Consider the following 17,614-nt stretch of genomic DNA (forward strand, 5'->3'; position numbering starts at 1 on the left):
CCGTCAGTTCACCCCGGCGGCGTGCTGGAGGACCGGCAGGGTCACCGCGCCGGCCAGGACCCGGCCGTCGTCGGTGAGCAGGACGTTGAGCACCTTGGTGCTCACCAGGGTGCCGCCGGCGACCGGCTTGCCGAGCGACTTCACCATCGACTGCGGGTTCAGCGACTGACCGGCCCCCGCCCCGTGGCCGCCGTGCTTGCCGCCCTTGGCGTCGCCCTTCGGCGCGCCGTCCGCGGCCCCGTCCACCGCGGCGGGCAGCCGGGTGGCGAGGACCGTCGTCCAGCCCTCGCCGATCACGTCGAGGCCCTCGGGCGCCCCGGTGCCCACGTGCTCCCGGGCGTCGCCCGGCGCGCCCTTGGCCGCGTCCTGCGCCTTCTGCTCCGTCACCTTGGCGCCCTTGGGGGCGGTGAAGTCGAAGGTCTTGGCGTCCGGCCGGGCGAAGGACACCTGGGTGAAGCGGACGTTCAGCACGGTGCTGCCGTCGATGGACTTCACCGCCACCGACAGCGGCACCCCGTTGTCGGCGGCCACCGCGATCCGCACCTCGGCGAGGGTCGAACCGGACTGGGTGGGCTTCACGCTCAGCTGGTAGGCGTTCTGCCCGGCCACCTTGGCCGTCCCGGCGACGGTCACCGAGGTGGTGCCGGCGCTCGCGGCCAGGAACTGCTTGGCGGCCTCCTGCGGGGTGGTCGGCAGCTCGGACAGCGGCGTCTTGGCGTGCTCCCGGCCGGCGGCCCGACCGGTCATGTGCACCGCGGAGTTGGACGAGCTGTCCCAGGCCCAGGCCTGGTCGCCGTTGCGGACCATGGAGTAGCCGGCCATCTTCTCCAGCACGTCCACCCGCTGGCGGTCCGGGCCGTCCACCGCGATCCGCAGCGTCTGGTCCCCGCCGAGCAGGCCGAGCAGCTTGGACTGCGGGTCCGCGGTGGAGCCCCCGCCGTCACCGCCGTGCCCGCCGACCGCCCCGCCGAGGCCGGCGGCGCCGCTCAGCAGCTGGCCGGGCACGCCGAGGTCGGTCGAGATGGCGACCGACCCGGACAGCGCCTGGGTCTCGGAGCCGAGCACCTTCGCGACCAGCTGCTCCGCGCTCACCGCCGGCAGGTCGGGCGCGCTGTCGGCGGCCAGTGCCGGGACCAGTCCCACCCCCGCGGCGATCGCGGCGACCACCGCCACCGGCACCCCGGCGCGCATCAGTACGCGCCGTCGGGAGCGGTACGGCGTACCGGCGTCCAGATCGTCCCCCGCCGCCTTCTCATTGGTCATGGCGTCCTCAACTCCTCCGCGAACACGTGTGGTTGGCCTTGCCCTTCCATTAGAGGCCGCCGCGCCGCCGCCGTCATCGCCCTGTGGGGCCAGATCGGGTTGACCTTCGTGGGTACGCCGACCCTGATGCCGCCTCAGGGTTGCATCCACCCGCGGTACCACCCCTGGCGTAGGGTCGCGCCATGGACGGAACCGCCACGGACTCCAGCACCCCGCCGACCGCGAACGCGATGCGCCGCGCCCTGCGCCGCGCCCGGGACGGCGTCGCCCTCGACGTGACCGAGGCCGCCGTGCTGCTGCAGGCCAGAGGCGAGGACCTGCTGGACCTCTGCGCGAGCGCCGCGAGGGTCCGCGACGCCGGACTCGAAGCGGCCGGCCGCCCCGGCGTCATCACCTATTCCAAGAGCGTCTTCATCCCGCTCACCCGGCTCTGCCGCGACAAGTGCCACTACTGCACCTTCGCCACCGTCCCCGGGAAGCTGCGCCGGGACGGGCACGGGATGTTCATGTCCCCGGACGAGGTGCTGGAGGTGGCCCGCCGCGGCGCCGAACTCGGCTGCAAGGAAGCCCTGATCACGCTCGGCGACAAGCCCGAGGACCGCTGGCCCGAGGCCCGCGAGTGGCTGGACGCGCACGGCTACGACGACACCGTCGCCTACGTGCGCGCCATGTCGATCCGCATCCTGGAGGAGACCGGCCTGCTGCCGCACCTCAACCCCGGGGTGCTGGGCTGGACGGACTTCCAGCGGCTCAAGCCGGTCTCCGCCTCGATGGGCATGATGCTGGAGACCACCGCCACCCGGCTGTGGAGCGAGCCCGGCGGCCCGCACTTCGGCTCCCCGGACAAGGAACCGGCCGTCCGGCTGCGGGTGCTGGAGGACGCCGGACGCAGCTCCGTCCCGTTCACCAGCGGCCTGCTGATCGGCATCGGCGAGACGCACCAGGAGCGCGCCGAGTCGCTGTTCGCGCTGCGCAGGGTCTCCCGCGCCTACCACGGCGTCCAGGAGCTGATCCTGCAGAACTTCCGCGCCAAGCCGGACACCGCGATGCGCGGCATGCCGGACGCCGAACTGGACGAGCTGGTGGCCACGGTGGCCGTCGCCCGGCACCTGATGGGCCCGGCCGCCTGCCTCCAGGCCCCGCCGAACCTGGTGGACGGCGAGTACGAGCGGCTGATCGCGGCCGGCGTCGACGACTGGGGCGGGGTCTCCCCGCTCACCCCCGACCACGTCAACCCCGAGCGCCCCTGGCCGCAGATCGAGCGCCTCGCCGAGCGCTCGGCGGCGGCCGGCTTCGAGCTGCGCGAGCGCCTCGCCGTCTACCCCGAGTACGTGCTGCGCGGCGAGCCCTGGCTGGACCCGCGGGTGCTGCCGCACGTGCGCGCCCTGGCCGACCCGGCCACCGGCCTGGCGAACCCGGACGCCGTCGTCCGCGGCCTGCCCTGGCAGGAGCCCGAGGACCTGCCGGAGTCGTACGGGCGCACCGACCTGCACACCGCCGTCGACACCGAGGGCCGCACCGGCGACCGCCGGGCCGACTTCGAGGACGTGTACGGCGACTGGGAGGTGCTGCGCGAGCAGGTGCTCGCCAAGGGCGCGCCCGAGCGCCTCGCCGGGGACCTCCGGGAGGCCCTGGCGGTGGCCGCGGCCGACCCGGCGCGGCTGACCGACGACCAGGCGCTGGCCCTGTTCCACGCGGACGGCCCGGCCCTGGACGCGCTCTGCCGGATCGCCGACGACGTCCGCCGGGACGCCGTCGGGGACGACGTCACCTACTGCGTCACCAGGAACATCAACTTCACCAACGTCTGCTACACCGGCTGCCGCTTCTGCGCCTTCGCCCAGCGGCGCACCGACGCGGACGCCTACACCCTCTCCCTGGAGCAGGTCGCCGACCGGGCCGCGCAGGCCTGGGAGGTGGGCGCCACCGAGGTCTGCATGCAGGGCGGCATCCACCCGGACCTGCCCGGCACCGCCTACTTCGACATCGCCCGCGCGGTGAAGGAGCGGGTGCCCGGCATCCACGTGCACGCCTTCTCGCCGATGGAGGTGGTCAACGGCGCGACCCGCACCGGGCTGTCGATCCGGGACTGGCTGCAGCGCGCCAAGGAGTCGGGCCTGGACACCATCCCGGGCACCGCCGCCGAGATCCTCGACGACGAGGTCCGCTGGGTGCTCACCAAGGGCAAGCTGCCGGCCGCCACCTGGGTCGAGGTGGTCACCACCGCGCACGAGCTGGGCATCCGCTCCTCGTCCACGATGATGTACGGGCACGTGGACACCCCGGAGCACTGGCTCGGCCACCTGCGGCTGCTCGCGGAGATCCAGCAGCGGACGGGCGGCTTCACCGAGTTCGTGACCCTGCCGTTCATCCACACCAACGCCCCGGTCTACCTGGCCGGCATCGCCCGGCCCGGCCCGAGCGCCCGGGACAACCGCGCGGTGGTCGCGATGGCCCGGCTGCTGCTGTATCCGCACATCCCCAACATCCAGACCAGCTGGGTCAAGCTGGGCGCCGAGGGCGCGGCCGAGATGCTCCGCTCGGGCGCCAACGACCTCGGCGGCACGCTGATGGAGGAGACCATCTCGCGGATGGCCGGCTCGGCGTACGGGAGCTACAAGTCGGTGCGCGACCTCCAGGCGATCGCCGAGGCGGCGGGCCGCCCGCACCGCCAGCGCACCACCACCTACGGCGAGGTGCCGGCCGAACGGCGGGCCGCGGCGCTGGCCTCGGACGGGCACCTGCCGGAGCTGCTGCCGGTGCTGGACTGAGGCCCGCGACGGTCCCGGTCGCCGTCCCGGCCGCCGTACGGGCGGCGGCCGGGACGGGGCGGTGAACTCCCGGGGACGGGTGCGCCGAAGTCCGGGGGACGGGGCCGGTCCGACCGGCTCTTCGAATACAGTGCGAGGGCGCGCGCCCGGCCGAGCGTCGCGCGGACCCCCACACGCCCGAGGAAAGGCGCCCCGTCGTGATGCCACTGTGGTCACGCGCCCAGCAGCAGGACTACCGCAGCCGGGTGCGGGGCTGTCTGCTCGGCGGTGCCATCGGCGACGCGCTCGGAGCCGGCGTCGAGTTCGAGTCGCTGGAGAAGATCCGGGCCCAGCACGGCCCGCAGGGCGTCACCGGTTACGTCCCCGCGTACGGGCGCACCGGCGCCGTCACCGACGACACCCAGCTCAGCCTCTTCACCGTCGACGGACTGATACGCGCCCACATCCGACGGGACACCGGCAGCTGGCACCCGCCCACCGACCTGCACCTGGCCTACCTGCGCTGGGCCGCCACCCAGCGCGACTGGGGCCCGGACGAGCGCCGCCCCGACCTCGGCTGGCTCGGCCGCGAGGAGTGGCTGTACGCCCAGCGCGCCCCCGGCCAGGGCTGCCTGTCCGGCCTCAGCGGGGCCCACGCCGAGCGGCTCGGCACCCTGGAGGCCCCCAAGAACCCGCACTCCAAGGGCTGCGGCACGGTGGTGCGGGCGGCGCCCTTCGGACTGCTCACCACCTGGGAGCCGGGCCTGGTGTTCCAGCTCGCGGTGGAGTGCTCGGTGCTCACCCACGGCCACCCCACCGGCTACCTCGCGGCGGGCGCGCTCGCGGTGATCGTCCAGTCCGTCGCCCGCGGCGGCACCCTGGAGGAGGGCGTCCACCTCGCGCTCGCCCTGCTCTCCGAGCGGTCGGCGCACGAGGAGACCACCGCGGCGCTGCGGGCCGCCCTGGACGCGGTGCGGGCCGGCGAGCCGTCCGCCGAGCGGGTCGAGGCGTTGGGGGAGGGCTGGGTCGCCGAGGAGGCGCTGGCGATCGGGGTCTACTGCGCCCTCGTCGCGCACGACGTCCGCTCGGGCCTGCTGCTCGCCGTCAACCACTCCGGGGACAGCGACTCCACCGGCGCGATCTGCGGCAACCTGCTCGGGGCGCTGCACGGGGACACCGCGCTGCCGCCGGGCCTGCTGGCCGGGCTCGAAGGGCGCGGGGCGATCCTCGAACTCGCCGACGACTTCGTGATGGAGCTGGTGCACGGCACCGAACTGCACGACCGGCGGACCCCGGAGGGCGCCAACTGGACCACCCGCTACCCGGTGGCGGGCTGAACCGGGGCCTTGCGTGCCGGAGTTGCACCGGGACCGGCCCTCAGGACCGGCCCTCGGGACCGGCGCCGGGCCGGGCCGGCCCCCGGAACGGGAGTTGCCCGTAGCGCCGGCCGCCGACGGGCGACGGACACCGCTACGGGCAACTGGTCCGAGTGCGGAACCGGAGGGGGGTCAGCCCGGGAGCTCGCCGAAGGCGCCGCCCGCCGCCGCCGAGGCGAAGGTGTTCCATGCCTCGGTCGAGAAGCGCAGTTGGGGGCCCCGGGGGTCCTTGGAGTCCCGGACGGCCACCTCCCCCGCGCCGGGGACGGCGATCTCCACACAGGCGCCTTGGCCCCCGCTGTGACTGCTCTTGTGCCAAGGGGTTCCGTACTCGGACGGGGTGATCATTCGTGGAATTCCTTCTCGATGTCGGCTATCAGCGACCGGCTCTCCGAGACACCGAGTGCGGCCGCTCTCAGGTAGTCGTACAGACCGGTATAGCGGCGCACGTCCGCCTCCTTCTCCAGGTAGAGATCGCTCGTCACACCTTCGAAGTAGACAACTGTGGAATCGGCTGACTCGGGGAACTCCAGCAGCGAGAATGTCCCGGTCATTCCGGGATGGGCGCCGTGCGAGAACGGGATCACCTGGATGGTGATGTTCGGGCGCTGGCTGAGTTCCAGCATCTGCCGCAGCTGCTGGGCCATCACCGCCTTGCTGCCGACCTCGCGGCGCAGCACCGCCTCGTCTATGACGGTCCACAGGCTGCCCAGCTGGTTCTCGCCGTGGACGCGCTCCTGGCGCTTCATCCGGACCTGCACCCGGCGCTGCACGGCGACCGCGTCGGTGTCCGGCTGGGTGCCCTCGACCACGGCCTGGGCGTAGTGCTCGGTCTGCAGCAGGCCGGGGACGAAGGAGGACTCGTACGCGCGGATCGAGGAGGCCTCGGCCTCCAGCCCGATGTAGACGCTGTACGGGGTCGGCATGTCGTTGAAGTCGTGCCACCAGCCGCGCTGGCGGGACTCCTTGGCCATCTCCATCAGGCTGGCGCGCAACTGGTCGTCGGGCACCTTGTAGACGTCGCAGAGGTCGCGCACGTCGCGCTGGCTGATGCTGCGCCGGCCGTTCTCCAACCGGCTGATCTTCGACTGGGAGACCATCAGCCGGCCGGCGACCTCCTCCGCCGTCATACCGAGGCCCTCACGGAGTTTGCGCAGCTCCGAACCGAGGCGCCGACGGCGCACGGTGGGATTGACGTTGGCGGACACTTCGACCTCCGGCCGGACCTCTGGTGCTCGTTGGAACGGCAGTCCTCGGAACACTTCGGACATTGGGACCAACCCCCCTGACTTGGAGCAGCATGTCACCTTGGGCCAGGTCGGCGCCGGGGAATCACAGCAGCGCGGTAGAACAGATCATCGGAAAAGCACTTCCGCGAGACAGCGAAAGCCCCCAGGTGGTAATGCGGCTCGGACGACTCGGACAGGTACTGCGGAGGCCGTCCCCGGACCGGCCCGCACCTGCCCCGGCGCGTGCGGGGGGCGGGCGGTTGCCGGGCGTCCGGGGACGGCGAAGGGGCGGTCGCCGGGCGACTCGCGTCGCGGGGCGACCGCCCCTCGGTGCTGGTGGTGCCGGTGGTGCGTCCGGTGCGGCCGGTGCGCGTCGTGCTCCTGGCGCCGGTGGTACCGGTCGTGCGTCGGGTCGCTCGGCGCCCTCGGGCGGTGCGAGCGGGGCGGCGTGCGCCGCCGGGTGCGCGGCCGTTGGCGTCGGACGCGCGACCGGTGCCGGCGGGCGTGCGGCGGGCGTGCGGCCGGTGGTGTCAGGCGCCGTGATGGCTGCCCGCCGGGCCGCGCGGACCGCCGCGGTCAGTGCGCTCCGCCGAGATCAGTGCACGCCGCTGTGATCAGCGCACGCCGACCCGGGAGGCGGGGACCCGCCCGCCCGAACCCCGGCCCGCCGTACGGGCGCCAGGACGGCCGGAAGCGGCCCCGGAACCCTGGGAAGAACGGTTCTGCTGAGCCGGTAGGCCGTTCTGCACGTCCATCACGGCGTGCGCGACCATCCCGCCCAGCGGGTCGTACCGGATCAGGTCGCGCAGCCGCGACCGCGAGGACCGGCCCTCGTTGCCCGGGTACAGGTGCTTGCCCAGGCCGACCGAGTGGGCCAGCGCCGCGAGCGCCGCCGTCCGCGGATCCGGCGGGACGCCGGTGCGGATCGCGGTGTCCAGCCGCTGCTTGATCGCGGCGTTGGTGCAGTCGTCGGACGCCTGGTACCGGGTCGTCGGCAGCACGCCGCACACCTGGCCCGGTACGGCCGTGACCATGCCGCAGCGCTCCAGGTGCGCCAGATACGTCTGCCGCAGCCCCAGCCGGGGCCCGCCGATCCAGTGCGCCGCGCGGACCGGACTGCCGCGTCGGCGCAGCAGTTCCAGTGCATGGTCGAGGGTCGGGTCGCCGGTCGGCCGTGCGAGCACGACGGCGATCCGGTCTCCCTCCGGTACGATCCGTCCGGCCAGGGACAGCTCGACGAGCTGGGCCCCGGCAAGTCCGAGGTCGAGGGTCTGCGGCTGCGCCGTGGTACCCGTGGTCGGGTCCAAAGCGAGCAGCAAGAGTTCCTCGGGAACAGTTCTGCGGCTCTTGCCCATCCAAGCCTCCCCGCGTGGATGAGAGACAGGGTGACGCCTCTCACACGGGCTTGTCGAGTACGCCTCCGAATCGTGACCTTGCGGTGAAGGCGCGGAACCGGCGGCGGCGGGCCCTGCGTCTGAGCGGTGAACAGACCGCGGCGCGGCCGGGCGACGACAATAAGCGCCGGTCGGGCGGGGTGTGCGCGGCCGGAACGGCCGCCGGTGGCGGAGACTGTACAGGTACACGGGGCGGGGCGTCGGCTTCCCGAAATCGGGTTCGCCGGTGCCCCGCCGGGCGTTGAGGAGGCTGGGATACGTGGGCGAGTCCCCCGACAGGGTGCTGAGGGACGGCGACGAGCGGCAGCGGGACCGCGAACCCGAACGGACCGGTGCGGCGGCCGGCGCCGCCGGGCCGGCCGGGGGCGGCTCCGGTGCGGCGGCCGACCGGGCGTCAGCCGCGGCTGAGACCGGGGCGACCGCGGAGACCTCCTCCGACGCCGCCTCCGACGCCTCCTCGGCCGCCGACTCCGGCACCGCCTCGGAGAGCCCCGCGGAGACCTCCGCCGAGGCCGCCCCGGAGGCGTCCGACGACGCCCCGGCGACGGCGCCCAAGGGCGGCTCGACCGTGCAGCTCCGCGTCCGGGATGTGGACAGCCGGACGACGATGCTGCGACTGCCGGTGGACAACCGGACCACCGCGCTGCGGCTGCCCGAGGAGCTGGTGAAGGCTGCCGGCAAGGGGAGTTCCGAAGGTGGGGGCGAGGAGAAGGAGTCCTCGTCGGACACCGCGGAGGTGACGGAGCCCGCCGGGCGTCCGGTCGCCGCCGACCCGCGTCTCGCCATGCGGACAGGTGCCGCGGTGGCGGGGAAGGCCGGGGAGAAGGAGGCCGAGCCGTCGGGGGAGACCAGCTCCGAGGGCGGCTCCGAGCCTGCCGCCGCACCGGTGGAGAAGGCGGCGGAGAAGCTCGACGAAGCGGCCGACGAAGCTGCCGACAAGGCCGACGAAGCCGCCACGGCGGAGCCGGTCGAGAAGGCCGAGAAGGCCGCGAAGACCGAGAAGGCCGAGAAGGCCGCGAAGACCGAGAAGAGCGAGAAGGCAGGGAAGGCCGAGGAGACCCCGGGGGAGACCGGCGACACCGGTGACGACGACGGCGCTCCCGCCATCGGCTCCGTGACCCTCGCGCTGACCAAGCCCGCTCAGCCCGGCCAGTCGGGTCAGCGGCCGGGGCAGGCCGAGAAGTTGGAGAAGCCCGCGCCGCTGCGCGCCTCCGCGGCCGCCGCCGTCCCCGGGACCGGCACCGTGCCGGAGCCGAAGCCCGAGCCCAGGCCCGAGCCCAAGCCGCTTCCCGAGCCCGAGCCGACCCCCGGTCCGGCGCCGCTGCCGAAGCCGACCCCCGAGCCCGCCCCCGTACCGGCCCCGAAGCCGCTGCCGGAGCCCGACCCGCGGCCGGTGCCGCCGGTCCCGCCGCTGCCCAAGCCCGAGCCGCTGCCCGCCCCGGAGCCGCTGCCGTCGCCGGAGAACACCGCCGAGGCGATGGAGGTCCTGGCCTCCCTCAACGCCCGCCCGGTCTCGCCGCTGCGGCGCGCCCTCAAGCGGGTGACCATCTGGACCGTCTTCCTCGCCGTGGTGCTCGGCGCGCTCGCGGTGGCCCAGCTGCTGCGTCCGCTGCCGGACCCCAAGCTGAAGATGACCGCCGCGGGCAGCTACAGCTTCTCCGGCGACGTGCTCGACCTCGCCTGGCCGGCCAAGGGCCAGTCCGCCGCCGAGGTGGTCGGCGTCGGCAGCCTCGGCAGCTCGGGCCAGGAGACGCCGTCCTCGATCGCCAGCGTCACCAAGGTGATGAACGCCTACCTGATCCTCCAGAAGTTCCCCCTGAAGAAGGGGGAGAGCGGTCCGAAGATCACCGTCGACAAGCAGGCCGCGCAGGAGTCCGGCAACGTCGACGAGTCCCGGGTGACCCTCACCGAGGGCCAGGTCATCACCGAGTACCAGGCGCTGGAACTGCTGATGCTGCCCTCGGCCAACAACGTGGCCCGGCTGCTCGCCCGCTTCCACTCCGGCTCCGAGGACGCGTTCGTCAAGCTGATGAACGACACCGCGACCAAGTTCGGCATGACCAACACCATCTACGCCGACCCGGCGGGTTTCAGCGCGGACACCAAGTCCACCGCCAAGGACCAGCTGAAGCTGGCCGAGCAGGTCATGCAGGACGAGATCTTCCGGCAGATCGTCTCCACCCCGGAGACCAACTTCAACAACGTGAAGATCTCCAACACCAACAACCTGATCAACCCGAAGACCGGCGTCATCGGCGTCAAGACCGGTTCCAGCACCCCGGCCGGCGGCTGCCTGATGTGGGCCGCCTACAAGGAGATCGGCGGCGTGCAGCGGCTGATCCTCGGCGTCACGCTGGGCCAGCAGGCCACCTCGCCCAACCCGGGCGACGGCATCCTGCCGACCGTGCTGAAGGTCAGCGGCAAGCAGATCCAGGCCGCGCAGAACGGCGTGACCGGCCAGACCGTGGTGAAGAAGGGCGACGTCGTCGGCTCGGTGGACGACGGGATCGGCGGCAAGGTCGCGGTCGTCGCGACCAAGGACCTGGTGGTGGCGGGCTTCCCCGGCATCTCCGGCACGGTCACCCTGGACACCTCGAAGATCGGCCACCGCGCGCTGGCCGGCACGGAGGTCGGCACGCTGCGGGTGGGCGCGGGCGAGGACAAGGCGGAGGTCCCGGTGGCCCTCCAGGCCGACCTGAACCCGCCGTCCATCCAGTCCCGGCTGCTGCGCACGCTGTGAGGCGCTGAGCGGCCGAGGCGCCGAACGCGGGACGGAAGAAGGGGAGCCGGTCCACACCGGCTCCCCTTCTTCCGTTCCTTCCGCCCCCTACACGTCCCGGTCGAGCAGCGCGAGCGTGAGGCCGCCGAGCGGCGTCACCCGGTCCGGGTCGCCGTACTGGGTGCGGAGCACCTGCGCCTGGTCGGTCGGCATCGCGCCCAGCGGGTCCTCGGTGTCGCCGAGGACCAGCAGCCATATCCGGGACACCCCGCCCAGGCAGTCCGCCGGCTGCGGGCAGGGCGTCGGGGAGAGGTCCTCGGCGTCGTCGGCGCTCTGCGCGACGAAGACCGGGAAGGGGACGACGTCCCGGGGCAGGTAGTAGCTGACGCCCGGCCAGGCCATCGCCCAGGCCTGGTCGCCCAGCGGGGCCGCCATCCCGTCCCCGGTGCGGTAGCCGGCCGCTATCTCCCGGGCCGCCGCCTTGAACGGCTCCTCCGAGCCGTTGTGCGAGTCCGCGTACCGGATCTCGGGCTGCTTCGGCAGCGCGACCACGGCCGGCGCCGCGAGCAGCCCGACCGTCAGCAGCCCGGCCACCGCGACGGCCCCCCGGGGCGCCCGGCCGCGCCGTCGGGCCAGGGCCGCCACCGCGCCGTACACCGCCCCGGCGCCGCCGCCGGCCAGCACCGCCCAGGCGGGCACCGTGAACAGCAGGTACCGCCCGAGGAAGTACGAGGTGTCGGTCAGCCGGGACACCAGCCAGACGCCCACCACCGGCAGCTCCGCGAGCAGGAGCGCCTGCCAGGCCTGGATCCGCCGGCCGGGCAGTGCCAGTGCCAGCAGCGCCAGCGGGACGAAGGCGTAGAAGACGAGGTCCGAGCCGAAGAGGCGCTCGCCGAAGTAGGCGAGGCCGCGCAGGGAGGGGGTCGGTATCCAGCCCAGCTGCCGGTCCGACTGCCGGCTGCCCAGGAGCACCACCGGCAGCACCGGCAGCGCCGCCACGGCGACCGCCAGCGGGTACTGCCACAGCAGCCGCCGGTCGACCGCCGGACGGGTGCGCCACAGGTGCAGCGCCAGGAGCCCCAGCTGCCCGGCGACGGTGCTGAAGGAGACGAGGTGCCCGGCGCCGGCCAGCGCCATGGCCACGCAGTACGGCGCCCAGCGCCGCCAGGTCGGCCGCTCCAGGGCCCGCAGCAGGAAGTACGAGGCCGCCGCGATCGCGCAGGTCACCAGCGCGTAGGAGCGCGCCTCCTGGGCGTACCGGGAGATCTCCGGGGGCACCGCGAGCAGCAGCCCGGCGCCGACCGCCGCCACCTTGCTGCCGAACAGCCGTCGGGCGGTGAGCGCCACCAGCGCCGCCGCCCCGGCCATCGCCAGCACGGAGGGTATTCGCAGGGAGAGCGTCGAGTCGCCGAACACCGCCGTCCAGCCGTGCATCAGCAGGTAGTACGCGCCGTTGCTGGCGTCCACGTGCTGGAGCAGTCGCAGCAGGTCGCCCAGCGAGCGGGTGGAGACCGTCCAGGTCGCCATCTCGTCCCGCCACAGGTCCGGCGTTCCCAGCCGGTACCCGCCCACCGCCAGCATGACCAGCGCGGGCCACACCCACACCTGCCCCAACAGCCGGCCCACCGGGCGCACAGCAGGTCTCATCGAGTCCTTCGTCTCCTTCACGCGACGCGCCGGGGCGGATCCCGCCCTGCCCGGCAGGCTACTTGACCCGCCCTGACACGCCGTCGGCCACCCGCACCCCCTCCGCCGCCGTGCGGCGCCTCCCGCGGATCCCGCCCGGTCCGCGCCGCCGCGGCCCGATCCGACAAGATCCACAGGACGCACCCCGAGCCCCAGCCCCGATCCGGTACGCTGTGAACGGCCCGGCAGCACGCGGGCCCCGCCTCAGTAGCTCAGGGGATAGAGCACGGCTCTCCTAAAGCCGGTGTCGCAGGTTCGAATCCTGCCTGGGGCACAACGAAAACGCAGGTCACAGGCCCTCCGCCCATGTCGGGCGGGGGGCCTGTGCCATTTCCGGCGGTGCCCGACCGGTCGGGGGTCGTCGGCGTTCCCGGGGCTGACGGTGTCAGGGGCGGCGTACCTCTCCGGGAGGAGGAGGGGGCGGGAGACCGTCCGCCCACGGATTGATCATGAAGCAGACCTCGTGCCGATGGCCCGCGGCCGCTCCGCTCCTAGGCTCGTCGAGACCCCTGCCGGAGCACCGTACCGGCCAGGGTGGACGAGCCGGGGAACCATGACGACGTACCGATACACCGTGGCCGAACTGCGCGGCCAACTGCGCCAACTGCTCCTGAGCGGCGCCGCGATCGCGCTCGGGGTGGCCTTCCTGATCGCCTCCGTCAGCGGCAGCGGGGCACTGGTGGACTCCTTCAGCCAGACCGCGGCCGCCGAGGTCGGGCCCGGTGACATCCAGGTGACCGGGAAGACCGCGGCCGGCGGGCTGGACGCGGCGGCGACGGAGCGGGTGCGGCAGACCGCCGGGGTGGCTGCGGTGGCGCCGAGGCTGACCGGCAAGGGCGGCGTGCTGGCCGCCGACGGGCGGCCGCTCGACCGCACCGCCGCGGTCAGCGCCGTCGCCGAGGACCCGGCGCTGCGCTGGCAGCTGCTCAAGGACGGCCGCTGGCCCGCCGGACCCGGCGAGGTGCTGCTCGACACCGGGACGGCGCACCGGCTGGACGCCGCCGTGGGCGCCGAGGTGCACCTGGCCCGGGCCGACGGCACCACCGCCACCGCCCGGCTGGTGGGCACCCTGGACGAGCGGGGCGCCCCGAGCCTCGCCGGGGTCCCGATCATCGGCGTCCCGGCGGACGCGGTCGCCGGCTACGCGGCCGGCGCCGTCACCGACCGGCTCGACGTCCGGGTCGCGCCCGGCGTTTCCCGGACCGGGACCGTCGAAGCCCTGCGCGCCGCCCTCGGCGCCGACGTCCAGGTGCACAGCCACGAGGCCTCGGTCAACGAGGCGACCCGGCAGAGCAGCACCCTGTACGGCATGGTGCTGATCGCCTCGCTCTCCTTCGTCCTGATCGCCCTCGCGGTGGCGCGGATGGTGGTCGGCAACACCTTCACCGTGGTGCTCGCCCAGCGGACCCGCCAGCTCGCCCTGCTGCGCTGCGTGGGCGCCGACCGGCAGCAGCTGCGCCGGCTGATCCGCCGCCAGGGGCTGCTGCTCGGGGTGGGCGCCTCGGCGACGGGCGTGCTGCTGGGCGTCGCCCTCGGCGCGGCCGGCACCGCCGTGGTCGGCGGGCTCGACCTCGGCCCGGTGCACCTGTCACTGCTGCCCTCCCCGCTGACCTGCCTGCTGGCCGGGCTGTTCGGCGTGCTGCTGACCCTGCTGGCCGTCCGCGGCCCGGCGAAGGCCGCCGCGGCCGTGCCGCCGATCGCCGCGCTCGGCGGCACCCCCGCGCCGGCCGACGGGGCCGCCCGGGTGCGGGCCGCGGTGTGGACCACCGGACTGCTGGTCGCGGGCACCGCGCTGCTGGTGGCCGGGGCGGTGGCCCCGCCGCCGCTGTCGCTGCTCGCCGTCACCGTCGGCGCCATCGCCAACTTCTTCGGGGTGCTGCGGCTCTCCCACCGGGTGCTGCCCGCCGTCGTCGCCGTGCTCGGCCGGCCCGCCCGGAGGCTCGGCGGTACGGCCGGGCGGCTCGCCACCCAGCAGCTGCGGCTCAACCCGGGCCGCACCGGGGCCACCGGCTCGGCGCTGCTGCTCGGCGTCACCGTGATGGTCGGCGCGGTCACCGCGCTGGACATCACCTCCCAGTCGCTGGTGCCCGTGGTGTCCGCGCGCCAGCCGGGGGTCTTCTCGGCGGCCGCCACCGGCGGCGGCGCCCTGCCCGCCGGGGCGCTCGGCGCGCTCGGCGCCGAGCACGGACTGACCGTGACCCCGGTCCGGTCCGCCACCGTCGACCTCGACGGCCGGCCCACCGTGGTCGCCGCCGTCGACGCCACCCGGCTCAACTCCTCGACGGACGACGTGGACCGGGCCCGCGCGCTCACCGAGGGCGGCGCGCTGAGCGGGCTCGGCGACACCGGGGTGCGCCGGGTCGGCGGCGTCGAGCTGCGGCTCCAACCCGGCCGCAGCAGCCTGCCGTTCACCCTGCAGAGCGGCGCCACCCTGCTGGTGGCGCCCGCGACCCTGGACCGCCTCGCCCCCGGCGCGCCCGTCACCACGGCCTGGATCAGCCCGGCCGCCGGCGAGGACCGGCCGACCGCCCGCCGCGCCCTGGACCACGCCCTCGCCGACCACCCGCAGGTGACCGTCGCCGACACGGCCGCCCAGGCGGACACCCTGCGCTCCCTGCTGGACCGGCTGAAGACCATCAGCATGGCCCTGCTGTCCTTCTCCGTCGCCATCGCCGGCCTCGGCGTCGCCGCCACCCTGATGCTCAGCATCAGCGAACGCTCCCGCGAGATCGGCATGCTGCGCGCGATCGGGATGTCCCGCGAACAGCTCCGCCGGATGCTCACCCTGGAGGCGCTGCTGCTCTCCCTGGCCGGCGCCCTGGTCGGGACGGGCCTGGGGGCCGCCTACGGCTGGGCGGCCGCCCGTTCGATCACCTCGACGGTGGGGACGGTCGGCACCCCGCCGGTCCTGCCGGTGCTGGCCGCCCTGGGCCTGACCGTCCTGGTCGGCCTGGCCGCCGCGGTGCTCCCGGCCCGCCGGGTCGGGCGGATGAGCGCGGTGGCGGCGATGCGGGCCTCCTGACCGGGCCGGCAGCCGGGTGCCCGGCAACCGGCTCCCGGCTCTCGGGTGGCCGGCCCGGCGGGGTGCTCAGGCCAGGGTGAAGCGGGTCCGGGGCGCGGGCGGCCGGTCGGCGGCGAGGGCGAGGTCGGCGAGGAGGGTCTCGGTCTCGCGGGTGGTGCGCAGGACGTCCGGGTCGAGGTCGACGACGACGAGTTCGCGCCGGTCCTCGCCCGCCTCGGCGATCAGCCGGCCGTCCGGGCCCCAGACCGCGCTGCCGCCGCAGGTGTGCCACTCGCCGGTGCGGCCGATGTGGTTGGCGAGCACCGTGTAGAGGGTGTTGTCGAGCGCGCGGGCCGGGAACCAGGTGCGGGACTCGTGGTGGCCGTGGCCCATGCTGAACAGCGCGCCGACCAGGTAGGCGTGGCAGCCGTCGAGCGCTGCGGCGCGGGCGTGCTCGGGGAAGCCGGAGTCGTAGCAGACGCCGAGGCCGAGCCGCCAGCCGTCCAGTTCCACGGTGCAGCCGGCCGTTCCGGGGCGGAAGTGCTCGCGTTCGCTCTTGAACAGGTGCTGCTTGTCGTAGCGGGTGACGAAGCCGCCGTCCGGCCCGAGGACGAGGGCGGAGATGCGCAGGTCGTCGCCGTCCCGTACGGCGGCGCCGACGATCGCGGCGGTGCCGGTCTCGCGGCAGGCCTCGGCGATCGGCGCGAGCCGCGGATCGCCGGGCTGGACCGCGTACCTGACGGGGTCGGCGCTGATCAGCTCGGGCTCGTAGCCGGAGAGGAACTTCTCCGCGAACAGCACCAGCCGGGCGCCGGCCCGGGCGGCCTCGCGGATCAGTCCGGCGGCCTGGGCGGCGTTGGCCGGTATGTCACCGGCCACGGCCTGGGCCTGGACGGTGGCGATCCGCAGCGGGCGCCCGGGGTAACCGTCCGGTGCGGTGGGGGCGTTGGGAGCCGTGGGAGCGGTGGGGGCAGGGGTGTCGGACATGGCCGCCAACCTAGCGCGACGGCTCTCGGCCGGCGTCGGAGTAACGGGGCGGCGGGGGCGGGGCAGCGGGGTGACGGCGCCTCAGCGCACGGCCTCGTCCGGCCGGTCGACGGGGTCGGACGGGTCCACCGGTTCGCCCGGGGCGCCGTCCCGCGCGCCGTGCGGTCCGTCCTCGTCCAGCGGGGCGGCGGTGCCCGAGGGGTGCCCGGCCGACACGAGGACCCGCTGCACCCGGGGCCTGGTACGCCAGTTGACCCGCCGTACGTCCTGGGCCAGCGCGCCGGGGCGCCACACCTGGATCACGGCGGTCACGGTGCCCAGCACGATCCCGGCGGCCAGCCAGCCGGCCAGCACGTCGCTGGGCCAGTGCACGCCGAGCGCGACCCGGGTCCAGCCGATGGTCAGCACCGTCGCCGCGGCCACCAGGCAGGCGGCGGTCCGGCCGCGCCGGCGGACCCGGTACCAGAGCAGGCCGACCAGGACGGCGCAGGTGATCGCCGAGGCCATGGCGTGCCCGGAGGGGAAGGACGGCCCGCCGGCGTGCGAGACCGGATCGGTGAAGGAGGGGCGGGCGCGGTCGAAGGACAGCTTCAGCGCCCACAGGACGCCCCAGCCGACGAGGGCCTGGGCGGCCACCCAGCCGGCCAGCACCCGGGCGCCGATCAACCAGAGCCACCCGGCGGCGATTCCGAGAAGCGTACGCATCGTGACGGTGCCGCCGATGTCGGAGAGCGTCTGCACCGAGGCGGTCCAGATCCGGTGCTCCCGGGCGTAGGTGTGCAGTTCGCCGATCCACTCCTGGTCGAAGCGGGCGAGCGGGCGCCATTGGCCGGTGACCAGGGCCGCCAGCAGGCCGAACAGCGCGGCACAGCCCAGCGCGAGCGCGGCGTCCCGAAGGAGACTGCGATTACGCGCAGTGAGGATGGTCGTGCTGTTGGTCAGGTGCATGGCTGACACCTTCCCAGTGTCCCGTGCCGAGCAAGGGCCGGAGTGATAGCGATTCGGCATCGTTTGTGCGGAGGACCTGCGTGCGCCGGGGTGTGGGCCGGGACGGACGGCGGGGTGCGCGGGGAACGTCGGCGGCCGTTCGCGGGTTCAAGGGGTGGGCGGTGGTCGCGTGAGGGTCGAGTGAAGAAAACACTCCCGGAGCGGTCACCCGATGACACGGGAAGTGCCCGACCGGTCACCCAGTGTCCAGAAGCGGGGTGA

The 17,614-nt window shown here is 74.5% G+C and carries 11 protein-coding genes and 1 tRNA gene; 5 read left to right on the forward strand and 7 right to left on the reverse strand.

The window, feature by feature from the left end:
• Positions 1 to 3: 3 nt before the first annotated feature.
• The gene (locus ACFVXH_RS34505; RefSeq protein WP_387829820.1) at positions 4 to 1,263 is read right to left on the reverse strand and encodes an outer membrane lipoprotein carrier protein LolA; all 1,260 of its coding nucleotides are present in this window, start codon (positions 1,261 to 1,263) and stop codon (positions 4 to 6) included.
• A gap of 182 nt (positions 1,264 to 1,445) precedes the next feature.
• On the opposite strand from ACFVXH_RS34505, the gene ACFVXH_RS34510 reads away from it, so the two are divergent.
• Together ACFVXH_RS34510 and ACFVXH_RS34515 are read left to right on the forward strand one after the other, a co-directional pair.
• Positions 1,446 to 4,034: a bifunctional FO biosynthesis protein CofGH gene (locus ACFVXH_RS34510; protein ID WP_387829822.1), complete on the forward strand. Its 2,589-nt coding sequence runs from the start codon at positions 1,446 to 1,448 to the stop codon at positions 4,032 to 4,034.
• Between the two features lie 200 nt (positions 4,035 to 4,234).
• Complete coding sequence (locus ACFVXH_RS34515) at positions 4,235 to 5,350, forward strand: ADP-ribosylglycohydrolase family protein (RefSeq protein WP_049656224.1); 1,116 nt, start codon at positions 4,235 to 4,237, stop codon at positions 5,348 to 5,350.
• Positions 5,351 to 5,521: 171 nt separating this feature from the next.
• Here the strand turns inward: ACFVXH_RS34515 and ACFVXH_RS34520 are convergent, their stop codons facing one another.
• The 3 genes from ACFVXH_RS34520 to ACFVXH_RS34530 form a co-directional block, all read right to left on the reverse strand.
• Complete coding sequence (locus ACFVXH_RS34520; protein ID WP_049656225.1) at positions 5,522 to 5,737, reverse strand: DUF397 domain-containing protein; 216 nt, start codon at positions 5,735 to 5,737, stop codon at positions 5,522 to 5,524.
• The gene (locus ACFVXH_RS34525) at positions 5,734 to 6,597 is read right to left on the reverse strand and encodes a helix-turn-helix transcriptional regulator (RefSeq protein WP_049656226.1); all 864 of its coding nucleotides are present in this window, start codon (positions 6,595 to 6,597) and stop codon (positions 5,734 to 5,736) included. Before ACFVXH_RS34525 ends, ACFVXH_RS34520 begins: the two co-directional genes overlap by 4 nt.
• 635 nt (positions 6,598 to 7,232) lie before the next feature.
• Positions 7,233 to 7,973, reverse strand: a complete 741-nt coding sequence (locus ACFVXH_RS34530; protein ID WP_049656970.1) for a GPP34 family phosphoprotein — start codon at positions 7,971 to 7,973, stop codon at positions 7,233 to 7,235.
• Positions 7,974 to 8,271: 298 nt separating this feature from the next.
• Here ACFVXH_RS34530 and ACFVXH_RS34535 point away from each other — a divergent pair, with 298 nt between their 5' ends.
• Positions 8,272 to 10,752, forward strand: a complete 2,481-nt coding sequence (locus ACFVXH_RS34535; RefSeq protein WP_387829825.1) for a hypothetical protein — start codon at positions 8,272 to 8,274, stop codon at positions 10,750 to 10,752.
• Positions 10,753 to 10,839: 87 nt separating this feature from the next.
• On the opposite strand, the gene ACFVXH_RS34540 is transcribed toward ACFVXH_RS34535, so the two are convergent.
• Entirely contained in the window at positions 10,840 to 12,378 is a 1,539-nt protein-coding gene (locus ACFVXH_RS34540; RefSeq protein WP_387829827.1) for a glycosyltransferase family 39 protein, read from the reverse strand.
• A gap of 240 nt (positions 12,379 to 12,618) precedes the next feature.
• Between ACFVXH_RS34540 and ACFVXH_RS34545 the strand changes: the two genes are divergently transcribed.
• Positions 12,619 to 12,691 (forward strand) — tRNA-Arg (locus ACFVXH_RS34545).
• A 279-nt stretch (positions 12,692 to 12,970) separates the two neighbouring features.
• Entirely contained in the window at positions 12,971 to 15,439 is a 2,469-nt protein-coding gene (locus ACFVXH_RS34550) for an FtsX-like permease family protein (RefSeq protein WP_387829829.1), read from the forward strand.
• 66 nt (positions 15,440 to 15,505) lie between these two features.
• Here the strand turns inward: ACFVXH_RS34550 and ACFVXH_RS34555 are convergent, their stop codons facing one another.
• Together ACFVXH_RS34555 and ACFVXH_RS34560 are read right to left on the reverse strand one after the other, a co-directional pair.
• Complete coding sequence (locus tag ACFVXH_RS34555; RefSeq protein WP_380740056.1) at positions 15,506 to 16,405, reverse strand: carbon-nitrogen hydrolase family protein; 900 nt, start codon at positions 16,403 to 16,405, stop codon at positions 15,506 to 15,508.
• 81 nt (positions 16,406 to 16,486) lie between these two features.
• Positions 16,487 to 17,353 carry a phosphatase PAP2 family protein gene (locus ACFVXH_RS34560; RefSeq protein WP_380740054.1) on the reverse strand — a complete coding sequence of 289 codons (867 nt, stop codon included), beginning with the start codon at positions 17,351 to 17,353 and terminating at the stop codon, positions 16,487 to 16,489.
• Between the last annotated feature and the right edge of the window lie 261 nt (positions 17,354 to 17,614).

Source organism: Kitasatospora sp. NPDC058184, from assembly GCF_042883725.1.
GTDB lineage: Bacteria > Actinomycetota > Actinomycetes > Streptomycetales > Streptomycetaceae > Kitasatospora.